The 24425-nt window shown below is 66.1% G+C and carries 24 protein-coding genes; 12 read left to right on the forward strand and 12 right to left on the reverse strand.

The genetic code is table 11. The features are described from left to right. The first annotated feature begins 27 nt into the window (after window positions 1–27). The 4 genes from IB278_RS16180 to IB278_RS16195 are packed head-to-tail and all read left to right on the forward strand — an operon-like array spanning window position 28 to window position 4833. Window positions 28–2022 carry an aconitase family protein gene (locus IB278_RS16180; RefSeq protein WP_412556328.1) on the forward strand — a complete coding sequence of 665 codons (1995 nt, stop codon included), beginning with the start codon at window positions 28–30 and terminating at the stop codon, window positions 2020–2022. Between the two features lie 28 nt (window positions 2023–2050). Next, the gene (locus IB278_RS16185) at window positions 2051–3034 is read left to right on the forward strand and encodes a Bug family tripartite tricarboxylate transporter substrate binding protein (protein WP_225612944.1); all 984 of its coding nucleotides are present in this window, start codon (window positions 2051–2053) and stop codon (window positions 3032–3034) included. Between the two features lie 4 nt (window positions 3035–3038). Further along, window positions 3039–4157, forward strand: coding sequence for a 3-isopropylmalate dehydrogenase (gene leuB / locus IB278_RS16190; RefSeq protein WP_192324142.1), 1119 nt, complete (start codon window positions 3039–3041; stop codon window positions 4155–4157). Window positions 4158–4161: 4 nt separating this feature from the next. Beyond that, window positions 4162–4833, forward strand: coding sequence for a glutathione S-transferase family protein (locus IB278_RS16195; protein ID WP_192324144.1), 672 nt, complete (start codon window positions 4162–4164; stop codon window positions 4831–4833). Between the two features lie 173 nt (window positions 4834–5006). Here the strand turns inward: IB278_RS16195 and IB278_RS16200 are convergent, their stop codons facing one another. The 8 genes from IB278_RS16200 to mdlC form a co-directional block, all read right to left on the reverse strand. Next, window positions 5007–6083 (reverse strand): maleylacetate reductase, encoded by a 1077-nt coding sequence (locus IB278_RS16200; RefSeq protein ID WP_192324146.1) that lies wholly within the window; start codon window positions 6081–6083, stop codon window positions 5007–5009. Window positions 6084–6104: 21 nt separating this feature from the next. Continuing rightward, window positions 6105–6413, reverse strand: coding sequence for a Dabb family protein (locus tag IB278_RS16205; RefSeq protein ID WP_192324148.1), 309 nt, complete (start codon window positions 6411–6413; stop codon window positions 6105–6107). 20 nt (window positions 6414–6433) lie between these two features. Next, window positions 6434–7300 carry an intradiol ring-cleavage dioxygenase gene (locus IB278_RS16210; protein WP_192324150.1) on the reverse strand — a complete coding sequence of 289 codons (867 nt, stop codon included), beginning with the start codon at window positions 7298–7300 and terminating at the stop codon, window positions 6434–6436. Window positions 7301–7310: 10 nt separating this feature from the next. Beyond that, entirely contained in the window at window positions 7311–8276 is a 966-nt protein-coding gene (locus IB278_RS16215; protein WP_192324152.1) for a Bug family tripartite tricarboxylate transporter substrate binding protein, read from the reverse strand. A gap of 70 nt (window positions 8277–8346) precedes the next feature. Further along, window positions 8347–10032 carry an FAD-dependent oxidoreductase gene (locus IB278_RS16220; RefSeq protein WP_192324154.1) on the reverse strand — a complete coding sequence of 562 codons (1686 nt, stop codon included), beginning with the start codon at window positions 10030–10032 and terminating at the stop codon, window positions 8347–8349. A 23-nt stretch (window positions 10033–10055) separates the two neighbouring features. After that, window positions 10056–11021, reverse strand: coding sequence for a Bug family tripartite tricarboxylate transporter substrate binding protein (locus tag IB278_RS16225; RefSeq protein ID WP_192324156.1), 966 nt, complete (start codon window positions 11019–11021; stop codon window positions 10056–10058). 20 nt (window positions 11022–11041) lie between these two features. Beyond that, complete coding sequence (locus IB278_RS16230; protein WP_192324158.1) at window positions 11042–12493, reverse strand: aldehyde dehydrogenase; 1452 nt, start codon at window positions 12491–12493, stop codon at window positions 11042–11044. Window positions 12494–12533: 40 nt separating this feature from the next. Next, on the reverse strand, window positions 12534–14162 hold the full coding sequence (gene mdlC / locus IB278_RS16235) for a benzoylformate decarboxylase (RefSeq protein ID WP_192324160.1): 1629 nt from the start codon (window positions 14160–14162) through the stop codon (window positions 12534–12536). 86 nt (window positions 14163–14248) lie between these two features. Here mdlC and IB278_RS16240 point away from each other — a divergent pair, with 86 nt between their 5' ends. Continuing rightward, complete coding sequence (locus IB278_RS16240) at window positions 14249–15166, forward strand: LysR family transcriptional regulator (RefSeq protein ID WP_192324162.1); 918 nt, start codon at window positions 14249–14251, stop codon at window positions 15164–15166. 38 nt (window positions 15167–15204) lie between these two features. Then, window positions 15205–15708 carry a nuclear transport factor 2 family protein gene (locus IB278_RS16245; RefSeq protein WP_192324164.1) on the forward strand — a complete coding sequence of 168 codons (504 nt, stop codon included), beginning with the start codon at window positions 15205–15207 and terminating at the stop codon, window positions 15706–15708. A 49-nt stretch (window positions 15709–15757) separates the two neighbouring features. On the opposite strand, the gene IB278_RS16250 is transcribed toward IB278_RS16245, so the two are convergent. Together IB278_RS16250 and IB278_RS16255 are read right to left on the reverse strand one after the other, a co-directional pair. Beyond that, on the reverse strand, window positions 15758–16240 hold the full coding sequence (locus tag IB278_RS16250; protein WP_192324166.1) for a PaaI family thioesterase: 483 nt from the start codon (window positions 16238–16240) through the stop codon (window positions 15758–15760). 3 nt (window positions 16241–16243) lie between these two features. Next, on the reverse strand, window positions 16244–17128 hold the full coding sequence (locus IB278_RS16255) for a 3-keto-5-aminohexanoate cleavage protein (protein WP_192324413.1): 885 nt from the start codon (window positions 17126–17128) through the stop codon (window positions 16244–16246). Between the two features lie 285 nt (window positions 17129–17413). Here IB278_RS16255 and IB278_RS16260 point away from each other — a divergent pair, with 285 nt between their 5' ends. The 4 genes from IB278_RS16260 to IB278_RS16275 all read left to right on the forward strand — a co-directional run bounded on the left by IB278_RS16260 (window position 17414) and on the right by IB278_RS16275 (window position 20773). Then, window positions 17414–18355 (forward strand): fumarylacetoacetate hydrolase family protein, encoded by a 942-nt coding sequence (locus IB278_RS16260; protein WP_225612945.1) that lies wholly within the window; start codon window positions 17414–17416, stop codon window positions 18353–18355. Window positions 18356–18506: 151 nt separating this feature from the next. Next, the gene (locus IB278_RS16265; protein ID WP_318646686.1) at window positions 18507–19373 is read left to right on the forward strand and encodes a fumarylacetoacetate hydrolase family protein; all 867 of its coding nucleotides are present in this window, start codon (window positions 18507–18509) and stop codon (window positions 19371–19373) included. A 56-nt stretch (window positions 19374–19429) separates the two neighbouring features. Beyond that, window positions 19430–19996: a cupin domain-containing protein gene (locus tag IB278_RS16270; protein WP_225612946.1), complete on the forward strand. Its 567-nt coding sequence runs from the start codon at window positions 19430–19432 to the stop codon at window positions 19994–19996. Between the two features lie 195 nt (window positions 19997–20191). Continuing rightward, window positions 20192–20773: a TetR/AcrR family transcriptional regulator gene (locus tag IB278_RS16275; protein ID WP_192324168.1), complete on the forward strand. Its 582-nt coding sequence runs from the start codon at window positions 20192–20194 to the stop codon at window positions 20771–20773. A 21-nt stretch (window positions 20774–20794) separates the two neighbouring features. Here the strand turns inward: IB278_RS16275 and IB278_RS16280 are convergent, their stop codons facing one another. Next, the gene (locus tag IB278_RS16280; protein ID WP_192324170.1) at window positions 20795–21649 is read right to left on the reverse strand and encodes an ABC transporter substrate-binding protein; all 855 of its coding nucleotides are present in this window, start codon (window positions 21647–21649) and stop codon (window positions 20795–20797) included. Window positions 21650–21670: 21 nt separating this feature from the next. Beyond that, on the reverse strand, window positions 21671–22651 hold the full coding sequence (locus IB278_RS16285; RefSeq protein WP_192324172.1) for a Bug family tripartite tricarboxylate transporter substrate binding protein: 981 nt from the start codon (window positions 22649–22651) through the stop codon (window positions 21671–21673). A 469-nt stretch (window positions 22652–23120) separates the two neighbouring features. On the opposite strand from IB278_RS16285, the gene IB278_RS16290 reads away from it, so the two are divergent. Together IB278_RS16290 and IB278_RS16295 are read left to right on the forward strand one after the other, a co-directional pair. Further along, the gene (locus tag IB278_RS16290) at window positions 23121–24068 is read left to right on the forward strand and encodes a VOC family protein (RefSeq protein WP_192324173.1); all 948 of its coding nucleotides are present in this window, start codon (window positions 23121–23123) and stop codon (window positions 24066–24068) included. A 9-nt stretch (window positions 24069–24077) separates the two neighbouring features. Beyond that, window positions 24078–24425 (forward strand): Rieske (2Fe-2S) protein, encoded by a 348-nt coding sequence (locus IB278_RS16295; protein WP_192324175.1) that lies wholly within the window; start codon window positions 24078–24080, stop codon window positions 24423–24425.

Genomic DNA, 24425 nt, shown 5'->3' on the forward strand with positions numbered 1-24425 from the left:
GCTGCCACTGCCCGTGAACATCGGGGCATGACAGCCTCCACGCCAGCCGCCGCCAGCGCCGAATGCATCCGGTTCGACCCGCGCGTCCTCTTCCTGAGCCGTTCCGCACGCATGGTCGAGCTGAGCTTGAAGGGCGAGCGCCTCGAACTCGCCGACGCGTCGCCATTGCGTGACGATGTTTCGACGGACGAGATCACGCCGCTTCCGATCCTCACGCACTACGACGACAAGCTGGGGCGCTACCCCTACACCGGCTTCAAGGCGGGCGAGGCATTTCCCATCGGCACCGATGCCGTCCGCGCGTCGGGCGTCGAGGTCGTGGTCGCGGGCAGGCGCTATGGCAAGGGCTCGTCGCGCGAGCACAGCCCGACCGCCGAGAAGGCGGCCGGCGTGCGGCTGGTCATCGCCGAAAGCTTCGAGCGCCTGTACCGGCAGAACGCCGACAACATCGGCCTGTTCACCTCGACCGACTTCGGCCTGGTCGCGCGCATCCGCGCGGGCGAGGCGATTCCGGTCGAAGACCTGGTGGCCGGCCGCGACGGGCTGGCCGCGGCGATCCTCAGGAGCGGCGGGCTGCTGCGGTTCGGCCAGCGATTCATGCGCGACATCACGGTGCCGCCCGACGTGCAGGACGCGCGCCCGCGCACGCTGTTCGAGAAGATCGTGGCCCGCCACGCGCTCGCCACCGAGCTGACGCAGGCACATCCCGCACCGGGCGACGGCGCCTTCGTGCGCGCCGACCTTCGCTTCATCCACGAGTACTACACAGGCATGGCCGCGCACATGCTGCACCCCACCTTCGGCCGGCCGCTGGTGCTGCACGACGCCGATTCCATCGTCGTCTTCGAAGACCACACGTCCTATGTCGAGGAGAGTCCCGCGCACGTACGTGGCGGCCTGGTGCCGAATGTGCATCGCATGGTCGAGGCGCAGCGCGAATTCGCGGCCGCCTACGGCTTGCGCTCGCACCGCACGCTGACGGAGGAACAGGCCGCGAAGGACGACGGCACCAATGTGGCCGGCATCTCGCACGCCATGGTGGCGGAACACTACGCGCTGCCGGGCCAACTGGTGGTGGGCACGGATTCACACACGCCGCACAGCGGCGCGCTGGGTTGCGTGGCCTTCGGCGTCGGAACCACGGACATGGCGAATGCCTTCGTGACGGGCGCGGTGCGGCTGACGGTGCCGCAGTCCCTGAAGATCGCGCTCGACGGCTTGCTGGCCCCTGGCGTGACCGCCAAGGACGTCGTGCTGCATCTGCTCGCGCTGCCCTTTGTGCGCGACGGCGGCGGGGTGGGCAAGGTGTTCGAGTTCACGGGCGAGGTGGTGCTGCGCATGACCACCGACGAGCGCGCCACGCTCACCAACATGACGGCGGAACTCGGCGGCTTCACCGGCCTGGTCGCTCCCGATGCCGAGACCGTGCGCTTCCTGCGCGAGCGCCGCGGCGTCGATTTCGAAGTCGAGCCGTGGATGCGCAGCGACGACGGGGCGGTCTACGCCAAGACGCTGCACGTCGACTGCACGCGGATTCCTCCCATGGTCGCGGCACCGGGCGATCCGGGCAACGGGCGGCCGCTTGCGGCAATCGATGGACGGGTGCGCATCGACATCGCCTACGGCGGCTCGTGCACCGCAGGCAAGCGCGAAGATTTCGATCACTACCACGCGGTGCTGAGGTGGGCGGCGGACCGCGGGCTCAAGGTTGCGCCAGGTGTGGACCTGTATCTCCAGTTCGGGACCGCCGCGGTGCGCGATCACTGCATTGCGGCCGGGTACATGGACGCGTTCGAACGCGTGGGCGCCCGCATTCTTCAGCCCTCCTGCGGCGCTTGCGGCAACTGCGGACCCGGTGGTTCGGAGCGGGCCGACCAGGTCACCGTGAGCGCCATCAACCGCAACTTCCCCGGCCGGGGCGGACCCGGGAAAGTCTGGCTCGCCAGCCCGCCCACGGTGGCGGCCAGCGCGATTGCGGGCGAACTCGTTTCGTTTGCCGAGCTGCAGGCGCGCCATCCATGAATTTCAACAACGCGAGAGAGACAAACCCATGCGTGCACATTCCCTCCGGAAAGCCATTTCCGTTTCTTTGGCGGCTGCGTTGCTTGCAACGCCATGGTTCGCCGCGGCGCAATCCCCGAACGCCGACCGGCCGATCCGGATCGTCGTGCCACTGGCCGCCGGTTCAACGGTCGATGCGGTCGCCCGCGCAGTCGCGCCGGCCTTCGGACGCGCGACCGGCCACCCGATCGTGGTGGAGAACGTCGTCGGCGCCGGGGGAATTCCGGGCACCGCCCAGATCGTGAAGGCGCCCAAGGATGGGCTCACGCTCGGCATGGTGTCGTCCAACCATGTCATCAATCCGGGCATCTACAAGACGATTCCCTACGACAGCATGAAGGACATCACGCCCATCGCGGTACTGGCCACGGTGCCCGTCGTGCTGGTCGTGAACAACGAGCTTCCGGTCAAGAGCGTGAAGGAACTGCTGGCCTATGCGAAGGCCAATCCCGGCAAGCTCAATTACGGATCCGCCGGCAACGGGAGCGTGCTCCACCTGGCGGGGGAACTGATGGTGAGCGAGACCGGCATCGACATGAAGCACGTGCCCTATCGCGGCACCGCGCCGCTCATCACCGATCTGATGGGCGGGCAGGTGCAACTTGCTTTCATTTCAATCTCGCAGGTGGCGCCGCAGATCAAGGCCGGGGCGCTGCGCGCATTGGCGGTATCGACGCCGGCGCGCTCCGCGGCCTTGCCCGAGGTGCCGACGATGATCGAGTCGGGCGTGCCCAAGTACAGCTTCGACGCCTGGATCGCCTTGATCGGTCCGGCCGGTTTGCCCAAACCCGTGGTCGACAGCTATGCCGCGGCGGTGCAAGAGGCCTTGGTATCGCCGGAAGCAAGAACCGTCATCGCCGGCCAGGGGCTCACGGTCCTGAACACGGGGCCAGACCTGGCGCCAGCCTTCTTCCAGTCCGAGTTGGCGAAGCACCAGAAGCTGGTGAAGCAGTCCGGCGCCACCCTGGATTGAGGCCATGCCCGCGTTCAGGATCGCGATGCTGCCAGGCGAGGGCGTTGGACCGGAAATCATTGCGCAGGCGCGAAAGGTGCTGGAGGTCCTGAAGCCTCTCGGGTTTCACGCGGACGTGGAAGAAGGCGCCGTGGGCGGTGTCGCGTTCGAATCGCATGGCAGTCCTTTGCCGGACGAGACGCTTTCCTTGGTGCAACGCGCCGACGCAGTCCTGTTCGGTACTGTGGGCGATCCACGGTTCGATCACCTGGAGCGTGCGTTGCGGCCGGAACGCGCATTGCTTGGCCTGCGGCGCGAACTCGGGCTCTTTGCCTGCCTCAAGGAGGTCGTCGTTCCGCCGGATCTGGCGCGGCTCTCACCCTTGCGCAGCGAGTGCGTCGCGGGCACCGACCTGCTGGTGGTGCGCGAGCTGAACGGAGACGTCTACACCGGGTTGCCGCGCGGCCAGCGATGCGCGCCGGACGGGGCTTTCGAGGGGCAGCGGGAAGGGTTCGACACGATGCGGTATGCGGAAGAAGAGGTGCGCCGCATCGCGCGCATCGCCTTCGACATGGCGCGCTCAAGACGCGGAAAACTCGCGAGCGTGGACAAGGCCAATGTGCTGGAAACGTCCGGCCTCTGGCGTTCGGTGGTGAGCGAGCTGGCAGCGCAGTACCCCGACGTGGAACTCACGCATCTGTACGCCGACAACGCGCTGATGCAGCTCATCGGGCGTCCCGCATCCTTCGACGTCGTCCTGGCGGGCAACCTCTTCGGCGATCTCCTGAGTGACGCGGCGTCGGCGCTGACCGGGTCGATCGGGCTGCCGGCATCGGCGATGCTGGGAGAAGGCGCCAAGGGCATGTTCGAGGCAGGGCATGGTACTGCGCTCGACATCGCCGGGCAGGATGTCGCGAATCCGATCGCCTGCATCCGCGCCTTAGGGCTTATGCTGCGCCACGCCGCGCGCCGGCCAGACCTATGTGCGGTGGTCGAGGCTGCGATACGCTCGGTGCTCCGCCAGGGCTACCGTACCGCGGATATCCGATGCAGCAGCACCCGGCTGGTTGGAACGGAGCGCATGGGCGACCTCATCGCCGACGCTGTAGGAAGCGGGTCAAGGTCCACCATCACCGAACACTGAAGCCATGATCACCCTGCACCATTGCGTGAGCGCACGTTCGTTTCGTCCCTTGTGGATGCTGGAGGAACTCGGGATTCCGTACGACCTGAAGATGATGCCGTTCCCGCCTCGCGCACTGGCTCGGTCGTACCTGGAGATCAATCCCCTGGGAACCGTGCCGGCCATGTTCGACGGCACGGTTCGCATGACGGAGTCGTCTGCCATCTGCCAGTATTTGGCGGCACGCTTTTCCCCGGGAAATCTCGATGTGGGCATCGATGAGCCGGCCTTCGGCGCCTACCTGAACTACCTGCATTTCGGGGAAGCGACCCTGACGTTCCCGCAGACACTGGTGTTGCGGTACCTGCACTTCGAAACGGGCGAACGGCGCCAGCCCCAGGTGGCCCAAGACTACGGCAAGTGGTTCCTCGCGAGGTTGCGGACGCTGGAGCCGCTCTTGTCGGAGCAGGCGTTCCTTTGTGCGAACCGCTTCACCGCCGCCGATGTTTCGATCGGCTACGCGCTGCTGCTGGCGCAGCATCTCGGACTTGAACAGCAGTTCACGCCGTCGATTCGCGCCTACTGGGAGCGCCTGCAGGCGCGAACTGCTTACCAGAGCGCCATGGCGGCCCAGAACTGCGCAGCCATCTCGCAAGGGGTGCCCACAATTCCGTCACCCGATATCAGGGCTGAATAGCAGGGTTGAATGTCGGTTTCAGCCGGGCGTGAACGGCGCCAAGATGATGCTGAAGCCGGCATGGGAGGATTGGCAGAAGTTCAGGCTTTCCCGATCAACAAGCCGGTCTTTTCCGGCGACGACGTCGACCTCCACGGAAGATTGCGATGGTTGGTTCCACCGCGTCGGAAATCCTACTCAGGCCGGATGCCATCGAAGGCGTTCTGCAGCAGCCGCCTGACTTCGCCGCGCTGTGCCGGGCCTGCCTCTCGCGGGTTCCAGTACGGATTGCTCACGACGATATCTGCCGCACGGTCGAGATCGTCCTCCTTCATGCCGATGTCGCGCAGCGCCACCGGCGCCCCGTTGTCTTGTGCCAGGTCGAACAGGCCCGCCGCGGCGCTGCCTTGCGCTGCCATACCGAGTGCGCGCTGGATACGGGACATGGCTTGCGGCACCGCAGGCGCGTTGAAGGCGATGGCCTGGGGCAGTACGACCGTGTGCACCTCAGCATGAGGCAGGTTGAAGCTGCCGCCCAGGGTGTGGCACAGCTTGTGGTGCAACGCCATGCCCACGTTGCCAAGCACCGCGCCGCACAGCCAGGCACCGTACAGCGCATCTCCGCGCGCGTCGATGTCGTCGCTGCGTCGGCGGATGGCCGGCAGCGCACTGGCCAACGCCCGGATGCCTTCCTCGGCCATCAGGTCCATCACCGGGTTGCCGTCGCGCGCGTACAGGCCTTCGGCCGCATGCGCGATCGCGTTCATCGCGCTCGTCACGCTCAGGGGAACCGGCAGCGTCAGCGTCAGCTCGGGGTCGTAGATCACGGTGCGCGGCAGCACACGAAAGTCCTTGCCGGTCTTCTTCAGTCCGCCCTCGGTGATGCCGTAGATCGGCGTCATCTCGCTTCCCGCATAAGTCGTGGGGATCGCCAGAATCGGCAAGCCGGAGTCGAGCGCGATCGCCTTGCCCAGGCCGGTGGTCGAGCCGCCTCCGATGGCAATGGCGCAATCCGCACCCAGCCGGCGTGCCTCGTCGCGGGCTTCGCGCGCCGTCTCGATGGGCACGTGCATGGCGGCACGCGCAAAGACGCCTGTCGCACGGACTCCAAGGCGCTCGGCCACCATGTGCGCCTGCTGCTGCTGCTCGGGCGTCGACAGGACCAGCGCACGATGCGCACCGAGCAGATCGATCTCGCGCTCCAGATGCGCCAGGGCACCGGGGCCGAACACCACCCTGGAAGGCTGGCCGTGGTAGATGAATTCCTTCATGCGATTTCCACTGTAGCGAGCTCAATCGGCGTGGACTTCGTAGTCCACCTGGTGCCTGGCGATACGGATGCCGGCAAGCTCATCTCGCACCTGCAGGTGCTCCGGATGCTTTGCATAGGCATCCAGCGCCTTCCAGGATTCGAACTCGCTGTACAACACAACGTCGCAGGCATAGTCGATTCGGCTTCCATCCACGCCGACCTCCAGGTGAAGCAGCCCGGGAATACGACCACGCAGGCCATGGAAGCATCTTCTCAACCGCTCGATGTTCTCCTGCTTCTCCTCGGCCGTGGCGCCGTTCAGGTTCCACATCACGATGTGTCGGATCATGGTGCATCCTCTGCGGTTTATCAGCGAGGTGCAGGATGCCGCGCAACCGCCACGCCCTGCGTGACGGGGTTGAGCACGAAGTCGTACTCGACCAGATAGCTGCCATCGGATTGCGGCCTCCAGTCGGCGATCAGCGACTGGCGCACACCGAACACGGCGTCCGAATCCAGGTACCGATCATCGCTGCGGAACACATGCGTGATCAGCGTCTCGTAGCCGTCCGCCTTGATCAGGAAGTGCAGGTGCGCGGGGCGCCAGGGATGGCGCCCGGTGGCCTCGAGCAGGTCGCCCACCGGGCCATCATGCGGAATGGCGTAGGGAACCGCCAGGATCGAGCGGAATTGGTAGCGCCCCTTGCTGTCGGAGTGCACGATGCCGCGCGCCTGTGCATGGCCGATCTCCGGGTGCTGCACGTCGTACAGGCCGTCCTCGTCCGATTGCCACACGTCCATGTGCGCATTGGCGATCGGTTCGCCGCCGATGCCGCGCACTGCGCCGCGGACGAGGCACGGAATGCCGCGCGCGCCGTTGGAGATGTCCGCACCCGGTTCGTAGTGTGGAGCCCCTTCCACATGGAAGGGGCCGAAGACGGTCGCCTCGGTGCATCCGGCTGGCTTGTCGTTGTTCTGTGCCACCGTCAACATCGACAGGCCGAGCACATCCGACAGCAGGATGAACTCCTGACGCTTGTCGTCGGTGATATGGCCGCAGCGCGTCAGGAATTCGATGCCCCTGAACCATTCCTCCTCGGTCAGTTCCACCTCTCGTGCAAAGGCGTGCAGATGCTTGACCAGACTGTCCATGATGCGCTTGAGCCGCGGATCCGCCGTCTGCGCCTGCCGCGCGAGCACGGCTTTGGTGATGGTGTGCTGATTCAGATTGCGCATGTCGTTCTCCTCAATCCAGTTGCAGCTTGGCTCGCTGCGCAACAGCGCCCCACTTGGCGAAATCCTCCTGGCTGCGCCGCTGGGCTTCCTGCGCGGTGTTGCCTTCCAACCGCAGATCCATCTCTGCCAGCCGAGCCTTGATGGCCGGCGCGTCCAGCGCGGCGCGTACGTCGTGCTGGATCTTCTCGACCGTAGCGGTTGGCAGGCTCGAGGGTGCCAGCAGCGTTTCGAAGAAGGTCGCATCGAAGCCGGGGTGTCCGCTCTCGGCCACGGTCGGAATCCTGGGCAGCAGAACCGATCGCTCCTTTCCGGAGACGGCGATGGCCTGCAAACGCCCGCCCTGGACATGGGGCAGGACCACGGAAGAGACGATGAAACCGCAGTCGACATGGCCCGCCAGCACGTCCTGTGCAGCGGGGCCCGGGCCCTTGTACGGCACATGGGTGAGCTTGCTGCCGGTGGTCGCAAGCAGCATCTCCATGGTCATGTGGCTCGGGGTTCCCGTCCCGCCGGAGGCATACGGCCTCGAAGGGGGCAGCCGGCTGAAGGCCTTGAATGACGTGATGCCGGTGGCCGGATTGCACACCAGCATCTGGTTGAAGCTGGCGAAGTAGGTGACGGGCTTGAGCGAGGCCCGCAGATCGAAGCTCAGCTTCTTGTACAGGTGGGGATTGATGGTGAGGATCGTGTCGGGCCCGACGAGCAGGGTGTGGCCGTCCCTAGCCTGTGCGACCTCTCCAGCGGCCAGATTGCCGCCCGCACCCGGCTTGTTCTCGACCACGACAGGCTGGCCCCACGAGGCCTGCAATGCCGGCTGGATCAACCTGGCGATCACGTCGCCGGGTGTGCCTGGCGGAAAGGCCGCGACCAGGCGGACCGGCTTGGTCGGCCAGGCCTGTGCGTAGGCCGGCGGAACGATGGCCAAGGCCATCGCGATGGCCGGGAGGCGAAGAAGCAGGGCAGTGATGACTTTCATGCAGGGTGTCCTCAGGTGGATCGCCGTAAGTAGTTGATGTTGTCGAAGCGGGGTACGGAGCCGATGGCCTCTACCTGGCCGTCACGCGGGACAGCACGCTCACCGCATCGTTCGCAGCCGCGCCGCGCCATGCGACGATCTGGTCGGGGCGAATGAGTGCCAGCGGCGCCTCGTAGAGCTCATGCAGCGACGGCTGCGGCAGCCGCACGACACGCAGGTCGATCGCCAGTGCCCGGGCCGCGGCCTCGAAGGCCTCGGTGGAAGGCGGGTTGGGCCCCAGCGCGAGCAGGGTCCATTCGGTGTGGAACAGATCGAACAGCGAACGCCCGTCGTCCAGCCAGGCGTGCGGCGGACGACCGCCAGGACTGGCCGTGGGTGTGTAGACATTCGGCTCATCAGGCGGCAGCGCGGCGCCATCACCAGCGATGACCGGTGAACCGTCGTAGCGGCCGCCAAAGGTCACGCCCGGAATATTGAATTCGAGACGGGCGTGCTCGTTGAAGTGACGGGCCGCGAGCTGGCGTTCTGCGTCGCCCTGTTCCGAGGCCTCCTCCAGCTCGGGCTTCGCCGCGAAGAGTCCGACCGAGTCGGCGAACTTGCGCGCATAGCCCGTGTTGCGCTCGGCCAGCGGCCGGCGCTCGGCCTCATAGCTGTCGAGCAGCGCCAGCGGCGCCTGGCCGCGAATCACGCTCGCCAGCTTCCAGCCCAGATTGACCGCATCCTCGACCGCCGTGTTGTAGCCCAGGCCGCCGGTGGGCGTGAACAGGTGGGCGGCGTCGCCTGCGATGAAGACGCGGCCCTGCTGGAAGCGCCGGGCCACCAGCGCGTGCCCCGCGAGCCAGGTGCCCATCGACAGGATCTCCATCGGCACGTCGGCGCCCACCGCCTCGGCAAAGACGCGGCGCGCATCGGCCTCGGTCCAGCCGTCGGCGTCTTCGCCGGGCCGCAACGCCGCGTGGAAGGCGTACTCGGCCATGCCGTCCACCGAGGCCATGAAGGCGCGCCTCTCATGGTTGACCGCCACGTACATCCAGGCCTTGGAATGACGCAGCACGGAGAGGAACCGGGGCGCGCGCAGGTAGATGGCGAACATCTTGCCGCCCATGAACTCCCGCTGGATGCCGGTGACACCACCCCACTCGATGCCCAATTGTTGCCTGACGAAGCTGCGCGCGCCGTCGGCGCCGACGAGGAATTTCGCGACCACCTCCTGCGCCGGACCGCCTTCGCTTGGCCGCACCGTGGCGCTTATCGAAGAAGCCTCATCGCTGAATCGCTCCAGCCGCCAGCCATAGCGCACATCGATGGACGGCCAGGCTTGCGCATGGCGGCGCAGGGCTTCCTCCACGAACTTCTGCGACACGCGATGCGGCAGCTCGGCGGCGCTCCAGGAGCCCGTCATCGTCTTGATCTTCACGGTGGCCTCGGCAGCGGTCGGCAGGCTGATGCGTGCCAGCTCGTGCCCGGCAAACCGCGTGAAGTAGGCGATGTCCGTCGGGTGGTCGGCGGGCAGTCCCAACGCACGGATCTCGTGCGCGAAGCCCAACCGGCGGAAATGCTCCATCGTGCGGGCCTGCGTCGCGTTGGCCTGCGGGTTGAAGGCCGTGCTCGGCTTGGCGTCGACCACCAGGCAGCGGATGCCACGGCGGCCGAGCTCGTTGGCGAGCATCAGGCCGCAGGGACCGCCGCCGGCGATCAGGACGTCCGTTTCGATGACGGGGAGCTTGCGGTCGGCAGGCGGGGAGGCGGCGATCATCGGTTGTCTTTCTTCTTTCGGCATCAGTCGGCGCGGATCCCGCGCTCCCGGATCACGGCGCCCAGCCGCTTGAAGTCGGCCGCGCCCTTGTCGCCAAAGGCTGCGGGGGTCAGCGGCTCCGGGACGTTGCCGAGGGTTTCGATGGTTGCCCGGACGGCCGGCAGTGCCAGCGCGCGGTTGACTTCGGCATTGATCCGCTGGATCACGGCGGGCCGCGTGCCAGCCGGGGCGTAGAGGCCGAACACCGCATCGGCGTCAAAGCCCTTCAGCCCGAGTTCGTCGAGCGTGGGTACCTCCGGCATCTGGGGTGCCCGCTTGAGGCTGGCCACGGCCAGCATGCGCAGCTTCCCGGTCTTGACGTGCTGGATGCTGATTCCCGGGTCGAACAGGAAATCGATCTGGCCGCCCAGCAGGTCCGTCAGCGCGGGAGCCGCGCCACGGTAGGGCACGTGGATGGCCGTGGTCCCTGTCCGGCCCGTCATCATTTCCGCCGCGAGGTGGGGCGAGCTCCCATTGCCGGGCGAACCGAAGGATCGCTTGCCGGGGTTCGCCTTCAGGTCGGCGAGGAGGCCCTTGAAGTCCTTGACCGTGCTGTCGGCGCGGACCACCAGGTAGAACGGAACCCGTGCAACGGATGCCACCGGGACGAGGTCCTTCGCCGGATCGAAGGGCATCTTCGCGTAGATGTGCGGGTTGATCGACACCATGCCACCGGAACTCATCAAGAACGTATAGCCATCGGGTGGCGACTTGGCGACGAAATCGCCGCCGAGGTTGCCCCCGGCGCCGCCCTTGTTCTCGACGAGCACCGGCTGCCCGAGCGCTTCCTGCAGCGGCGCGCCGATCACGCGGGCTAGTTGGTCGGCCGCGCCGCCGGGCGCGAAATTGGCGACGATCTTGATGGGCTGCTTCGGCCAGTCCTGGGCCTGGGCGATGCCGCACGGTCCGAGGCCGAGCGCAAGCACGGCTGTTGCCAGCAGGAATTTCATGAACTGTCTCCTTCTTGTTGTCAGAACGGGTAGTGGCGCTCGGTGGTCTGTATCGTGAGCCACCGCAGTTCGGTGAAGGCATCGATGCCGGCCTTTCCGCCGAAGCGGCCGTAGCCCGAATCCTTCACGCCGCCGAAGGGCATTTGCGCCTCGTCGTGCACGGTCGGGCCGTTCACGTGGCAGATGCCGGAGTCGATGCGGTTGGCGACCTCCCACGCACGGGCGATGTCGCGCCCGAACACGGCGGCGGACAGGCCGTAGGGGTTGTCGTTGGCCACGCGCACCGCTTCGTCGACGCCGTCGACGCGCACCACCGGTTTCACGGGACCGAAGCTCTCCTCGTGGTAGATGCGCATCTGCGGCGTCACGTGGTCGAGCAGCGTCGCCGGGAACAGCGTGTTCTCGGCCTTGCCGCCGCATACGAGTTTCGCGCCCTTGGCGAGCGCATCGTCGATCAGCGCGTTGCAGCGCTCGACGGTGCTCGCATCGACGACCGAACCCAGCACCACGGGCCCCTTGCGCGGATCGCCCAGCGGCAGCTGCCTGGCCTTGGCGGCGAGCCGGTCGACGAAGGCGTCCGCGATCCGGCGGTCGACGATGATGCGCTCGGTGCTCATGCAGATCTGTCCGCTGTTGGCAAAGGCGCCGAAGGCCGCGCCGTTGACCGCGGCTTCGAGGTCGGCGTCATCGAGCACCACCAGCGGGGCCTTCCCGCCCAGTTCCAGCACCGCCGGCTTGAGGTATTTCGCGCAGGTCAGCGCGAGCAGCTTGCCGACGCGGGTGGAGCCGGTGAAGTTCACGCGGCGCAGCGCCGGATGGGCAATGATCGCTTCGACCACGTCAGCCGCGTCCGCCGGTGCATTGGTCACGAAGTTGACGACGCCCGGCGGGAAGCCCGCATCCTTGAACGCCTCGACGATCAGCCCGTGCGTGGCCGGGCTGAGTTCCGAGCCCTTCAACACCACCGTGTTGCCGCAGGCCAGCGGCGTGGCGATCGCGCGCACACCGAGGATCACCGGTGCATTCCACGGTGCGATGCCCAACACCACGCCCGCCGGGCGGCGCACAGCCAGGGCCAGGCTGCCGGCCGTGTCGGAGGGGATGACCTCCCCGCCGATCTGGGTCGTCATGCCGGCCGCCTCCTGCAGCATGCCCGCGGCCAGGTGCACGTTGAAGCCTGCCCACGGCGCTGCAGCGCCGGTTTCCGCCGCCATCGCTTCCGTCAGTGCCTGCGCCTTGGCCTCGATGGCCTGCGCCGCCTTCAACAGCAATGTCCTGCGTTCGCCCGGGCCGGTGCGGGACCAGGCCGGGAATGCGGCTGCGGCAGCCTCGACCGCGGCCACGGCGTCGGCCGTCGTGGCCGCGGGCGCGGTGGTGGCCACCGTGCCGTCGAGCGGGTTGCGGCGCTCGAACGTGGCGCCGTTTCCAGCCTGCCGTGCCTCGCCATTGATCAACATCGATATCGTGCCCATCGTCCTGTCTCCTTAAAAGTTTGAAAAAAGCAAAAGGCCGTCAGGCCACTTCGACCTCGACCAGCATGGGTGCGGTCGATTGCAGGGCCTGCATCAACGCGGGGCGCAACTGTTCGGCCGCATCCACGCGCAGTCCCTTCATGCCCTGCGCGGCAGCCAGTGCGACAAAATCGAGGTCGGGCAGGTCGGTGCCCGGAACATGCTCGTCGGGCCGGTAGCCGAAGATGCGGGCGAACTCGTACAGGGCCGCATAGCGGCGGTTCTTCAGGATCACCACCGTCACCGGCAACGCCAGCTGCGCCGCACTCCACAGTGCCTGGATGGCGTACATCGCCGAGCCATCGCCCACCAGGGCAATGACCCGTGCGCCCGGCTTGCCCAGTGCCACTCCCACCGCGGCCGGAAGACCGAAGCCCAGGCCGCCGCTGCACATGGTGTAGAAGGTTTCCGACTCGAAGATCGGCAGATGGCTGTGCATGATCGGCCGTGCGCTGGGCGCTTCCTCGACCACGATGCTGTCGCGCGCGCGCAGATCGGTCAGCGTCTGAAGAACCCAGGCCACCGGCAGGCGTTCCCCTGCCTCCGGCTCCGCAACGCGCGATGGCCGCAGATGCGCAGGTGGTGCCGTACGATGCGGCGGCGTGCTGCGTTCGAGCAGATCGAGCAACCCGAGGCGGATGCTGCCGACCACGGAGGTTCCGGTCGGCGCCCAGGCCGCGACCTGAGGGTCGTCCGTCAGTTGCACCAGTTCGGTTCCCTCGGGCAGGTGCGGCCCCTGGCCCGGGACGTGGTAGGTGAATGCCGGCGCACCGAGCGCAAACACCAAGTCGTGGCCGGCGAGCCGCTCGACGATGCGCTCGCGCATCGGCGGCAGAAAGCCGCCCCACAGCGGGTGGTCCTCGGGGAAGCTGCATCGGCCCGACATGGGCGCGACATACACACGCGCGTTGTGCCGCTCGGCCAATTGCACCGCCTCGTTCCAGGCCTCGTCGCGATCGACCGCGGCGCCGACCACGAAGGCCGGGGAGCGGGCACCGTCGATCGCCTTGGCGATGCGCACGAGAAGGTCCGGGTCCGGGCGCAGGTGGCGGCTGACCTCTCGCGCCTCGACCGGCAGGGTCTGGACGTCCCAGTCGTCCGATGGGATCGAGACCAGGACCGGACCGCGCGGTGGCGTCATCGCGATGTAGTAGGCGCGCGCGATCGCCAGCGGGACGTCTTCGGCTCGCGCCGGCTCCACGCTCCACTTCACATAAGGCCTCGGCAGCTCGGCCGCTTGCGTGGACCCCAGGAAGGGCTCGAACGGCAGGATCGAACGTGCCTGCTGGCCGGCCGTGATCACCAGCGGCGTGCGGTTGCGAAAGGCCGTGAAGATGTTGCCCATCGCATGGCCGACGCCGGCGGCGGAGTGCAGATTCACGAACGCCGCGTTGTGCGTGGCCTGGGCATACCCGTCGGCCATGCCCACGACCACCGACTCCTGCAGGCCGAGCACGTAGTGGAAATCGTCCGGAAAGTCGATGAACAGCGGCAGCTCGGTCGACCCGGGGTTCCCGAACACGCGCGTCATGCCGAATGCGCGCAGCAGCTTGTAGACGGCATCCCGCACGGACAGGGTGCGGCCCACTGCGAGTGGCTCTTGCCCAAGCGGCTCGACGCGTTGATCCATGAATGCTCCTTTTGATGAATGCCGCAGTTTTGCCGCTGGTCGTTTATTCATCAATACAATGAAACATCTATAAGAAAATAAGAAACATGCATAGTGAAAAGCTGGACATGAACCTGCTTCGCCTGTTCGAAGCGGTCTATCGCCTGGGCAGCGTCAGTCTTGCGGCCGAGGCGCTGGGGCTGTCCCAGCCGGCCGCCAGCCAAGGGTTGACGCGGTTGCGGCTTGCGCTGGGCGACGCGCTGTTCGTGCGCGCCAACGGACGCATGCGGCCGACGCTGCGGGCGGAAAGGCTGGCCAGCGTCGTGCAGCCGGCCGTGGCCGCCATTCAAGAGGTGCTGCGGGACGAAGACCTGTTCGACCCTTCGCACTCGCGCATGACCGTTCGGATGCACATGAACGACATCGGGGAGGCACGGCTGCTGCCGGAGCTGATCTCGGCCTTGCACCGCCAGGCACCCGGCGTGCGGGTGCACACGACCCCGTTGCCGCACGCGGAGATCGCCGACGCTCTGGAAACCGGGGCCATTCATTTCGCGCTCGGCTTCCTGCCTTCGGTCAGCGGGACGGAGCGCGTCGAGTTGCTGCGCGATCGCTACGCGGTCGTGGTGCGGGCGGGGCATCCCATGGCCAAGGCCAGGAAGGGGCACATGACCATCCAGGACCTGCGGCGCCTGGAATACGTGGCCGTGCGATCGCATTCGGAGACCTTCCGCATCCTGCAGCAACTTGGCCTCGATGGCAGGTTGGTGCTGAACTCCGCGCACTTCCTTGCATTGCCGGCCATCATCGAACGCACGGACCTCGCCGTCGTGATGCCGGAAGAAATCGCACGCCGGTTCATCGACGCCAAACGCTATGCACTGCTTGCGGCGGAGCTTCCCCGCAGCACCTTCACCGTGTCGATCCATTGGAGCCGCCGCTTCGAGTCGGATCCGGCGCACCGCTGGATCCGAAACCTTTTCATCGGCCTTTTCAAGGACAAGGGACGCGCCGATCGTCTATAACGGCGGCAGTCCAGCACCCTCAACAACTGCCTTGGCCCATGAAGAATCCTCTGCTCGCACATCTCCTCTTCGCACTTGCCGCAATCCTGCCGCTTGCCGCGGCAGCGCAGGTCCCGGTTCAGCCGGCCGCCGACCAGGAGGCGCTCCTGGCGAGCGCTGATCCGGCGCTGCGCGCCAACAAGCGCCTCGTCTACGACTTCTGGCGCGAGGTCTTCGAGGCGGGGCAGGTGGCGCAAGCGGAAAAGTACGTTGCCGAGTCCTACATCCAGCACAACCCCAACGTGCCGACCGGTCGCGCAGCCATGGTGGGCTTCATCTCGCGAAGGACCCCGACGCCCCTGCCGGTGGAGGCTCGCATCAAGGCGCCATTGGTCTCGATCGTCGCCGAGCGCGACATCGTGATCCTGAGCTTTGTGCGCGAGTACCCCGAACCGCTGGACTCAACGCGCAAGTACACCACCACTTGGTTCGACATGTTCCGCCTCGAGAACGGCAAGATCGTCGAGCACTGGGACGGTGCCGTGAAGCCGCCGAAGCCCTGACCGCGAAAGTCGGCGGGGCGGCCCGCTCCCGGCGGCCCCCCGGCGCACCTTACGGGCGCGGCGGAATGACCGCGAGCGACGAGGTCGCGCTCGCGATCAACCGGGAGCGCTCGGCGTCATAGAGCTTCGCGTGCGCGAAGGCAATCTGCCGCCCGATCCGGTCGACTCCCGCCACCGCAATGAACTGGCCTTCCTGGCCGGCGCTTTGCATGTTCACGGTCAAGCTGATGGTGGCGCAGGTGCAGCCCGGCTTCAGCTGCGACAAGACCCCCATCGCCATGGCGAGATCAAGCATGTTCGCCAGCGTGCCTCCGCCCACCACGCCGTTACCCTGGGTTGCACTGCGTGGCGCGGTAAACCGGATCACCAGCTCGCCGTTGCCGCTCTCCACCAGCAGAGCCGACAGGCTGGCCAGTGCGGGATTCACCTCCAGTGGGAGGTACCTGCGCCCCGAGGCCACCGCATCCGCAATAAACGCGCGAGTGGGGTTGTCTTCCTGCAGCGCAGCTTCCGATATCTCGCCGGGCTTCATGGCTCAACCCAGCAGGGTCGCGCGCGCGTGATCGGGCGTGGCGACTTCGTACCCGAGCTCCTCGATGATCCTGGCCGCCTTGGCCACGAGCTCGGCGTTGTCCCGTGCGAGCTTGCCCGGCGAGACATACAGGTTGTCCTCAAGGCCGACTCGCACATGCCCGCCCAGGATCGCGGCTATCGCGACCATGGGGAACTGGTCCGAGCCGATGCCGAACGCGCTCCAGTGCGAGCCGGTAGGCAACAAGCGCTGCATTTCGGCCAACACCGTTGGCGTGGCTGGCGCACCCCACGGCACCGACATGCACAGCTGGAAATAGGCGCTCTTCGGAATGGCGCCCGTGGCGATCAGGTGACTCGCAAGGCGGGCGTGGCCGAAGTCGAAGACCTCCAGCTCCATAGTCACGCCGCTCGCATGGATTTTTGCGGCCATCTCGCGCAGGTGATTCGCGGGGTTGATGAAAACTGCGTCGCCGAAGCTCATGGTTGCGACGTCGAGACTGCAGATGTCGGGCTTGAGGCTGACCACATGCGCAACCCGCTCATGCGGTGTCATGAGTTCGGCATCGGAAATGGGAAGGACGCGAAACGGCGCGTCGGTCGGCACCGTCAGCATCGTCCCCGGACCGGTCGTGAGATTGATCAGCACATCGCAGCGGGATGCGCGGATGCGCTGCACGACCTCCTCGTAGTAGGCGAACTTCGTGGAGGACTTGCCGGTCTCGGGCTCGCGCACGTGGATGTGGACGATCGATGCGCCGGCACGCGCGGCATCGATGGCCTGGTCCGCGATCTCCCGGGGCGAGGCGGGCACGGCGGGGTTCTTTGCTCGGGTGTCCCCCGCGCCGGTCAAAGCGCAGGAAATGATGACGGGAGGGCGCTTACTCATGTGTGGGGCCAAGGCTGGGAATGGAAGTGACTGAACCAGCACGGATCGATTGCTCCTTGCCGGGTTTATTCGATACGGATCGTATCGAGTCAAATATAGGCTTGAATCATGGGTCCGTCAATGAAGAGGACCGTTCATCCTATACATCGATGTCTAGGGAAAACACCCGGATCTGATTTGTAAACGAGACGTATAGTATCGAAACTATTTTTTTGGACAGGAGCTGCCGTGAAACTTGGAAGATTTGTCGTACAGGGGCTCGATGGCCCAGTTCAGCGCATCTGCATGGTGCTGCCGGAGCAATCCCGCGTTATTGATCTGCGTGCGGCGGAGGCATTGCGGCAACAGTCACGCGGCGCCAGCCGCGAGGCCGCGCTGCGATACGCTTCAGCGGTGTTTCCCGAAAGCATGTCGGCGGCAATCGCTCTTGGCGATCAGTTCCTCGAGACGGCGCACGAGGCGGCGGCACGCTGCGGAGACGAAGCGTCCAGGCCCTTCGAAGGTTTGCATTGGGCCGCGGCCTGCGATCCGTCGGTGGTGCGCGACGGCCTCACTTTCGTCAAGCACATCCGGCAGTTCCATGAGCGGATGAAGCTCACGCCCGCACCCGCGCTGCTGCAGGTGCCCGGCTATTTCAAGGGATCCCCATGGACCGTGATCGGGCATGAAGCCGAAGTGCCTTGGCCGGCACGCGCCGAAAAGATGGACTACGAACTGGAAATCGGCTGGGTCATGGGGCGGACCGCACACAACATCACGCCCGATACCGCCCGCTCGCATCTGTTCGGTGTGACGATCTTCAACGACTTCTCGGCCCGCGACCTGCAGGCCAACGAATTCGCGATCGGCATGGGGCCGACCAAGAGCAAGGACTTCGCCTACGGCATCGGGCCCTGGATCACCACGATCGACGAATTCCCGCACCTGGACCGCATCCGCATGGCCGTCCGGGTGAACGGAGAGACCTGGGGCGAGGGCGACACCTCGGAGATGCTGTGGAGCGTCGAGGAGTTGGTCGCCTACGTGTCGCTGGGCGACCATGTGCAGCCGGGCGACGTGATCGGTTCGGGAACGATGGGCAACGGCTCGGCGCTCGAGCTCGGTCGCAGCCTCAGCCCGGGCGATGTGGTGGAGTTGGAGGTGTCCGGCGTCGGTGTCTTGCGCAATCGCATGGGGCAGCCCGAGACGGGCACCTGGTGGCCGACGCCGCGCAAGCCTTTCATGTGAGAAGAAGGCCGTGAAGTTTTCCCTTGGAACTTTCTCGTACGACGGGGGCGAGCGGTTTGCCGCCATGTGCATCGGCGATCGCGTGCTGCCCTTGCACGCGTTGCATGGGCTTGCGCTTCGCTGCGGAGCAGCGTGGCCCGAGAAAGCCTCGGTGCTCGACCTGCTGCAGGATTGGGATTATCACCTGGTGGCGCTGCGCGCGCTGCGGGAGATCATCCCCGCGCGCCACGACGCCGAGTTGCCGATGGACCGCCTGCGGGTGCATCCCCCCGTGGATCTGCCGCGGCAGCTGCTTTGCACCGGGGCCAACTACCGCAAGCACGTGGTCGATCTCACGCTCGACATGGGCGTCGGGCCCGACGGGCTGGAGGGTTCGGCGCTGCGCAAGTGGGCGGAAGACATGATGGACGAGCGGGCAGCGCACGGCGAGCCCTACGCATTCCCGAAACTGCCTTCGGCCGTCACGGGTGCCTTCGATCCGATCGTGCTTCCGGCAACCACGCAGAAGCCGGACTGGGAACTGGAACTCGCCGTCATCATCGGCCGGCGCGCCCGGAACGTGCGCCGCGAGGATGCCCTCGATCACGTCGCGGGATACGCGATCGTCAACGACGTCTCGGCGCGCGACCTGATCGCCCGCACCGACTACAAGATGCTTGGCACCGACTGGCTGAGATCCAAGTCGCCGCCGAGCTTCATGCCGTTCGGCCCCGTGCTGGTGCCCGCCTGCTTCGTGCCGGACCCGCAGGACCTGCGCATCACGCTGAAGCTGAACGGACAGACCATGCAGGACGAGTCGACTGCGGACATGCTGTTCGACGTGGCGCGGCAAATCGAGTATCTCTCCGCGCACGTCGAGCTCTGGCCGGGCGACCTCATTGCGACCGGTTCTCCCGCAGGCAACGGCACGCACTACAACCGATTTCTCCAGGACGGCGACGTGCTCGACTCGGAGATCGAAGGGCTCGGCAACCAGCGCAACGTGTGCGTGCGGTCGAAGGCGCCGGAGCCCGCCTGATTCCGCGCAGCGAATGCGAAAACACTCATCCATCGTCATCAGAAAGGATCCTCGGCGTGAATACTGAAGCAACGATCGAAAAACAAGACGCGAAGACTCCGGCGAACGCACGACCGGTGCGCCGCATCGTCACCGGCGAGAACGCGCAGGGCAAATCCGTCTTCGTGTCGGACGGACCGACGCCGAATCACACGACCGACCCGGGCACGCCGCTCGCGCGGGTGGTGTGGGCGACGGGCGAGGCTGCGGCGCCCGGGACCGATCCGGCGCCTGCCGGCCGGGCCTTCGGGTTTCATTCCAAAGGGGGTTCGCTTCTGCGGGTGGTGGATTTTCCGCCGGACGAGACCTACGAGACTGCGAAGCTGGCACGTTTTCTCGATGAGCACGGCGTGCGGGACACCGGCGATGCCCGTCACTTCTGGTTCCACAAGACGCACTCCCTGGACTATGCGATCGTGCTGGACGGCGAGATCCATGCGCTCATGGACGAGGGCGAGACGCTCATGCGCGCCGGTGACATCCTGATCCAGAGAGCCACCAACCACAGCTGGGCGAATCGCTCCGGCAAGACATGTCGCATGGCTTTCGTGCTGCTGGATCTGGAGCCGGGTGCCAAGGTGTGATGGCATGTCCCGGATAATGGGCTCGTCGCAGTAGCCATCGAGAATTCCTTGCCGACCAAAACTCCTTCCTCAACGACTGCAGCCAAGGCGCGCGGCCGTCCCCCCGTCTCCCGTGCTGCGAAACTCTCCACCGCTCCGGGCCCGGCTGCGGCGCGCACGCGCTCCCCTGGACGCGCCCGCAGCGATGCATCGCGCATGGCCATTCTTGATGCCACGCTGAAGCTGCTGGAGACGACGCCCGTGCCGCAGATCTCGATCGAGTCGATCGCGCGCGAGGCCGGCGTGGGCAAGGCCACGATCTACCGTTGGTGGAACTCGAAGGCCGCGGTGGTCATCGAAGCGTTCCTGCAGACTCATCTGTCCCACACGCCGATGCCGAAGGATGTCAGCCCGCGCGAGGCGCTCACGCGGCACATCCACCTGCTGGTAGAGGAGTACAGCGGCTGGTCAGGACGCATCGTCTCCCAGATCATGGCCGAGGGCCAGAGCGACCCGGATGTCCTGCGCGAGTTCCGTGAGCGCTTCTGGTACGGGCGGCGAGCGGTCGTGCGCGAGGTGGTCGAGGAAGCGCGCCGCAAGGGTGAGTTGCGCAGCGACCTGGAGCCGGAATTGCAGATGGACATCCTGTATGCGCCGATCTACTTCCGACTCCTCATGCGGCACCTGCCGCTGGACAAGAAGTTCGCGGACGAACACTGCGCCACGATCATGCAGATGCTGGCGCCGGCCGAGACTCAGGCTGCCGCGGCGCCGCCCAAACGGCGCAAGCTTGCCTGAGCTTCCCGCCCCGGAACGATTTCAGCTGCCCGGCAATGCCGAGGTTTCGACCAGCTTTTCATACGTGGTCTCGGCGCCGGGCAGGCCGCAGCGGCGACGCTGCTCGATGAGGAGTTCGATGCCTGCGCGGCTCGGCAGCAGCGAGCCAGGTGTGGCACGCAGCATCGCATCCGCTGACGAAGCAGAGAAGCCGGCAAGTGCCAATGCCTGGCGCGCGGCCTCCGGCGCGCCGGCGATGCTCCGGCGTGCCTTTTCGAGGCTTAGCAACCAGGCGGAAAGAGCAGGGCGCAGCCGCTTCAGTGCGCCCGCGCTCACCACGAGGCCTTGCCCTGGAAAGGCGGGATAGTGCTCCTGGACGGTCGCGATGCGACTCAAGCCTGACTCGAGTGCCATGGCGTCGAAGGGCGGGCCCAGCAAGGTGGCATCGCCACGTCCGGAGACGATGGCATCGTGCCGCTCATGTACGCCGCCCACCGGCTCCAGCGCGTAAGCGTCCGGTCCGATGCCTTCGTCCGCGAGCATGGCGCGCAAGGCAACGATGAAGCCGTTGCCAGGTGCGTCGACAAGGATGGTCGTGGTCCGCAGGTCCCCGAGCGTGGCTCGCCCTCTCTGCCCGACAACGGTCAGTGGGGTTGTGCGCTCGAGTTGTGCGACCAGGCAGAAATCTCGCGGGCCCGGGCGCAGGTTCCAGTCCATCACGTTGTCCATGGCCGTGACCACAGTGTCTGCCCGATCGGACACAAGCGCCTCGAATTGGGCGTCGGAGGAGGCGTTTCGTCCGGCCTGCAGGGCCAGGCCCGCCGTCATGCCCGATGCGTCGGCGACCACGGCCAGCGAGGGAGGGACGAACCAGAGAAGTCGCAGTGTGGAAGACATGGAATGGCGAGTCCGGATGGCTCAGGTCAGTTCGAGTTTGATTCCGGAGCGCCTCACGACCGGAATCCATTTCGCTCGCTCGGCGCGGATGTAGGCTGCAAATTCCGGCGGCGTGCTCCCGACGGGCTCGCCACCGTACTCGTGGTACCTCTGGATGACTTCCGGCTTGCGGGCCAGCGCGGCGCAGGCGGCAGCCAGCCTGTCCAGCACGGCCTTGGGCGTGCCTGCGGGCGCAAGGAGGCCGAACCATGTCGATGCGTCGTAGTCCCCGATGCCCAATTCCTCGAGGGTCGGCACGTTCGGAAGCAGCGGATGGCGGCCCTTGCCCGTGACGGCCAGCGCCTTCAGCTTTCCTGCCCGGATGTTGCTCATGGACGCCGCGAGTGCGTCGAACATCACCTGGGTCTCGCCTGCAAGCAGCGCTACATAGGGACTGGTCGTGTTGTACGGGACGAACTGGTAGCCGGTCCCCGTGATCGCGCCGAACCACTCGCCCAGCAGGTGCTGGAAGGTGCCGATGCCGAGCGTTCCCGCCGGGATGGTTCCGGGCCTGGCCTTGGCCAGCGCCACGAGTTCGGATGCCGTCGATACGGGAAGGCCCGGATGGGCGACGAGCACGCTGCGCAAGCTGGTGAGCTGGCTGATGGCGTCGAAGTCGGTGGGCTTGTATGGAAGCTTCGTGTACAGCTCGGACATGTAGCACAGCGAGCTCGGAATGCCGATGAGCAAGGTATAGCCATCGGGAGCCGCCTTGGCGGCCAGCGCGGTGCCGATGGTCGTCGCGCCCCCGGGGCGGTTGTCGATGAACACGGACTGCCCGAGTTGGGCTGCGAGTCCCGCTGCCCAGAAGCGCGAATCGGCGTCGAGGCCTGAGCCGGGCGGGTTCGCCACGATGATGCGCACCGGCTTGTCGGGGTAGGCCTGCGCCAGCGACTTTCCGGCAAGCGTGGCCATCAGCATTCCGGCGCCGGTGCCCAGCGCCTGTCTTCTCGTGATTGTCATGGTCGTCTCCGCGGATCGGGCGCAGAAAGGAAATGCGCGGCGCCCGGAAGCGCCAACTCTAATTCAATACGCGCCGTATTGAAAATGGAGGAAAACCCCGTAGATGGCTCTCCATGCAGAGTGCCGGTGATCGACATCTGTCGCGTCGCCGAAACGGTCATGAAGAACTGCTTCTCCCACTATGTAGTGGACAAATCGCAATGATGCTTCTGCCGTCGACCTGATGATCGACGCGCATCTCGATTCAAGGGTTTGTCCTTAATTTATAACGAGACGATCCGTATAGTATTGATGAAGTTCCAGTACATAAGACAGAGACAAGCAAGAAAGCATGGCGAGACGGCAACTGTCCTGCGGCCCCTCGGACTGCGGGAATCGACGGAGCCGATTCGTCCATCGCTTCGCGAGCACAGATGCTTGGCTTTCGAGTGCTGGCCATGGAGCCTTCTCACTCTCGAAAGGAAAGAGGATGAACATCCTGGGGCCTGATTCCCTGGTCTTCGGCGTCGATGACCTCGATGCCTGCATTCAGTTCTTCACCGACTACGGCCTAACGCCGGTCGGCGTCGACGAAACCGGCGGGCGCTTCGAAGCGATCGATGGCACTTCCATCGTCGTCGCGCACCGCGAGGATCCCTCGCTGCCTCCCCCGATGGACACGGGAACGATGCTGCGGAAAACGATCTACGGCGTCGCAGACCGTGCAACGCTGGAAGCCATCGCCGACGAACTGGGCCGCGACCGTGAGGTGAAGCGCCTGGCCGATGGCTCCATCGAGGCGTCCGACGACATGGGCTTCGTGCTGGGCTTTCAAATTTCGGCGAGGCGGGAGATCGGCGTGGCAGCCGAAGCCGTGAACTCGCCGGGCGCCAAGCCGGGCCGGCCTCCCAACGTGGTCGGCGCGAGTGCCAACGCGGAGTTTCGGCCGCTGACGCTTTCGCACGTCGTGTACTTCGTGCCCGATCAGGTCAAGGCCTCCCGGTTCTACGTGGACCGGCTCGGCTTCCGTTGCACCGACCGTTTCACGCAGGCAGGCACCTTTCTCAGGCCCGCAGGGACCCTGGATCACCACACGCTGTTCCTGATTCAGACGCCGGCCTTCATGAAGGGGGTGGAGCATTTCACATTCCATCTGTCAGGTCCCACGGCAGTGCTCCAGCGCGGCACCGAATTTGCCGCCAAGGGATACCAGACGTATTGGGGCCCTGGCCGGCACAAGTTCGGCTCCAACTGGTTCTGGTACTTCAACAGCCCAGTGGGCTGCCATGTGGAATACGACGCGGACATGGACCTGCACGACGACAACTGGGTCGCACGGGAGGCTCCCATGCAGGTCGATGAATCGCAGATCTTCCTCTTTCAGCACCGTGAGAAGTGGGCGCCGGGCGGCCCACCGCCTGGCGGCGAGGCGCATTGAAGGGCGGGCATGCGCACGTACCTCTGCAGGCTCGACGAAATCCCTGACGGAGCGGCCCGTGGCTTCGATTCCACGGGCATGCCGCGAAGAGCCATGTTCGTGGTCCGGCGCGGCGATCGCATGAGGGGATGGCTCGACGCTTGCCCGCACGTTGACGGCGCCCCATTGGCCTGGCGCAAGGATGCCTACCTCAGTGCCGACAGGAATTCGATCGCTTGCTATGGGCATGGTGCAGTGTTCGATATCGACACCGGGGTCTGCACCAAGGGGCCATGCGTGGGGCAGGCACTCACGCCTGTGACGCTGGAATGCGATGAGAAGGCGTTGTGGATCACATCATCACGCGCCGCCAAGTGA

Source organism: Variovorax sp. VRV01 (assembly GCF_014852545.1).
Taxonomy (GTDB): domain Bacteria; phylum Pseudomonadota; class Gammaproteobacteria; order Burkholderiales; family Burkholderiaceae_C; genus Variovorax; species Variovorax beijingensis_A.

Bases quoted from the DNA above. Each gene is read 5' to 3' on its own strand.
- IB278_RS16180 (WP_412556328.1), top strand. From the start codon at position 28: ATGACAGCCTCCACGCCAGCCGCCGCCAGCGCCGAATGCATCCGGTTC.
- IB278_RS16185 (WP_225612944.1), top strand. From the start codon at position 2,051: ATGCGTGCACATTCCCTCCGGAAAGCCATTTCCGTTTCTTTGGCGGCT.
- leuB (WP_192324142.1), top strand. From the start codon at position 3,039: ATGCCCGCGTTCAGGATCGCGATGCTGCCAGGCGAGGGCGTTGGACCG.
- IB278_RS16195 (WP_192324144.1), top strand. From the start codon at position 4,162: ATGATCACCCTGCACCATTGCGTGAGCGCACGTTCGTTTCGTCCCTTG.
- IB278_RS16200 (WP_192324146.1), bottom strand. From the start codon at position 6,083: ATGAAGGAATTCATCTACCACGGCCAGCCTTCCAGGGTGGTGTTCGGC.
- IB278_RS16205 (WP_192324148.1), bottom strand. From the start codon at position 6,413: ATGATCCGACACATCGTGATGTGGAACCTGAACGGCGCCACGGCCGAG.
- IB278_RS16210 (WP_192324150.1), bottom strand. From the start codon at position 7,300: ATGCGCAATCTGAATCAGCACACCATCACCAAAGCCGTGCTCGCGCGG.
- IB278_RS16215 (WP_192324152.1), bottom strand. From the start codon at position 8,276: ATGAAAGTCATCACTGCCCTGCTTCTTCGCCTCCCGGCCATCGCGATG.
- IB278_RS16220 (WP_192324154.1), bottom strand. From the start codon at position 10,032: ATGATCGCCGCCTCCCCGCCTGCCGACCGCAAGCTCCCCGTCATCGAA.
- IB278_RS16225 (WP_192324156.1), bottom strand. From the start codon at position 11,021: ATGAAATTCCTGCTGGCAACAGCCGTGCTTGCGCTCGGCCTCGGACCG.
- IB278_RS16230 (WP_192324158.1), bottom strand. From the start codon at position 12,493: ATGGGCACGATATCGATGTTGATCAATGGCGAGGCACGGCAGGCTGGA.
- mdlC (WP_192324160.1), bottom strand. From the start codon at position 14,162: ATGGATCAACGCGTCGAGCCGCTTGGGCAAGAGCCACTCGCAGTGGGC.
- IB278_RS16240 (WP_192324162.1), top strand. From the start codon at position 14,249: ATGCATAGTGAAAAGCTGGACATGAACCTGCTTCGCCTGTTCGAAGCG.
- IB278_RS16245 (WP_192324164.1), top strand. From the start codon at position 15,205: ATGAAGAATCCTCTGCTCGCACATCTCCTCTTCGCACTTGCCGCAATC.
- IB278_RS16250 (WP_192324166.1), bottom strand. From the start codon at position 16,240: ATGAAGCCCGGCGAGATATCGGAAGCTGCGCTGCAGGAAGACAACCCC.
- IB278_RS16255 (WP_192324413.1), bottom strand. From the start codon at position 17,128: ATGAGTAAGCGCCCTCCCGTCATCATTTCCTGCGCTTTGACCGGCGCG.
- IB278_RS16260 (WP_225612945.1), top strand. From the start codon at position 17,414: ATGGTGCTGCCGGAGCAATCCCGCGTTATTGATCTGCGTGCGGCGGAG.
- IB278_RS16275 (WP_192324168.1), top strand. From the start codon at position 20,192: ATGGCCATTCTTGATGCCACGCTGAAGCTGCTGGAGACGACGCCCGTG.
- IB278_RS16280 (WP_192324170.1), bottom strand. From the start codon at position 21,649: ATGTCTTCCACACTGCGACTTCTCTGGTTCGTCCCTCCCTCGCTGGCC.
- IB278_RS16285 (WP_192324172.1), bottom strand. From the start codon at position 22,651: ATGACAATCACGAGAAGACAGGCGCTGGGCACCGGCGCCGGAATGCTG.
- IB278_RS16290 (WP_192324173.1), top strand. From the start codon at position 23,121: ATGAACATCCTGGGGCCTGATTCCCTGGTCTTCGGCGTCGATGACCTC.
- IB278_RS16295 (WP_192324175.1), top strand. From the start codon at position 24,078: ATGCGCACGTACCTCTGCAGGCTCGACGAAATCCCTGACGGAGCGGCC.